Genomic DNA, 1,277 nt, shown 5'->3' with positions numbered 1-1,277 from the left:
CTCGACTCGGTTCAGACCGGCTCGGCTCGACTCGGATCGACTCGACTCGGTTCAGACCGGCTCGGCTCGACTCGGATCGACTCGACTCGACTCGACTCGACTCGGTTCAGCTCGGCTCGGCTCGGCTCGGCTCGGAGGCCCTCAGCCAGCCGTGGCGACCCGGCTCGACCTGACGCGTATCACGGCGAGCCGGCCCAGGACCTGAGCCAGTGCCATCAGCAGCAGCGCGGCGGTCCAGGCGTCGGAGCCGGTGATCAGGTTGTCCTGACTGAACCGCGCCACGCTCCCGGAACGCGGAACCACCTCGGCTCCAGGGTGGAGCCGAGGGTGGGTTTCCGCCTCGACCCACGGGTTGAGATCCTGTCTCCCGACGCCGACGCCGGCGCCGATGTCGAGATCTAGTCGCCCAGCGCCGCCGCCAACGCCGTCTCGACCGTCGCCGCATCGGGGGACTCGGCGGCCCAGGCCACGTATCCGTCGGGCCGCACCAGCAGTGTCGTACGCCGGTCGCTCGCCCAGCTCTCCACGGTGAGACGGTCCTTGCGGTGCTCGAGGTCGCCAAGGCCGTACGCCCGGACGGCCGCCGTCGGTGCGACGAGGACGAACCGGCCGCCGCGCAGAGCTTCGTAGAGGCGGCCGTCCTTCAGGGCGACCGTAGAGGCGGCCGTCCTTCAGGGCGACATCGGGGACGCGGGTGCCGACGAGGGCGTGGGAGCCGCGCGGGGCACGGTAGGCGAAGCCGATGCCGGTGATCTGGCCCGCCGCCTTCCGGCGCATGGGGCCGACGCTGTCGAGGACCGTGGTGAACGCGGAGCGCAGCGCCGGCGTCCAGGGGGGCTGGACCCGCGCGAGGTGGGCCGCGTCCTGGTGGGCCACTTCCTCGACCTCTGGGAGGAGAACGAGGTCCTCACCGTGCTGCTCCGGGTCGGCGTGACCAATCCGGACGGTGCCGAGCGCATGCAGGGCATCTTCCGGGACCAGCTCATGCCGGTCGCGCTGCGCGTGTGCCCCGACCCGGAGCAGGCGCCGGCACGGGCCGCGCTGACCGCCTCACAGGTGCTGGGCATGGCGATGGCCCGCTACGTCCTGCGTTTCCAGCCCGCCGTCGCGCTGCCACGCGAGGAGGTCGTGGCATGGCCGGCACCGACGGTGCAGCGGTATCTCACGGCGCCGCATCCGTAACAGGCTCCGAAAACACGTCGAGGGAGTCCGCGCACCCGGTCAACGAGGACGTCGTCCGCGACATCTCCGCGAAGAAGAACGAGCCGGAGTGGATG

General features: G+C 71.5%; 3 protein-coding genes. 1 reads left to right on the top strand and 2 read right to left on the bottom strand.

From position 1 onward, the window contains the following. Positions 1 to 141: 141 nt before the first annotated feature. Positions 142 to 282 carry a hypothetical protein gene (locus ABZ656_RS29050; protein ID WP_360271410.1) on the bottom strand — a complete coding sequence of 47 codons (141 nt, stop codon included), beginning with the start codon at positions 280 to 282 and terminating at the stop codon, positions 142 to 144. A gap of 116 nt (positions 283 to 398) precedes the next feature. Then, the gene (locus tag ABZ656_RS29045) at positions 399 to 620 is read right to left on the bottom strand and encodes a hypothetical protein (protein ID WP_360271449.1); all 222 of its coding nucleotides are present in this window, start codon (positions 618 to 620) and stop codon (positions 399 to 401) included. An 88-nt stretch (positions 621 to 708) separates the two neighbouring features. Between ABZ656_RS29045 and ABZ656_RS29040 the strand changes: the two genes are divergently transcribed. Then, on the top strand, positions 709 to 1,182 hold the full coding sequence (locus tag ABZ656_RS29040; RefSeq protein WP_360271408.1) for a hypothetical protein: 474 nt from the start codon (positions 709 to 711) through the stop codon (positions 1,180 to 1,182). Positions 1,183 to 1,277 lie beyond the last annotated feature (95 nt).

The sequence above is a fragment of the Streptomyces sp. NPDC007095 genome (assembly GCF_040634475.1).
Lineage (GTDB): Bacteria > Actinomycetota > Actinomycetes > Streptomycetales > Streptomycetaceae > Streptomyces.
Note: the sequence above shows the minus strand (reverse complement) of the source record. Positions and strands in the feature narration are given on the sequence as shown.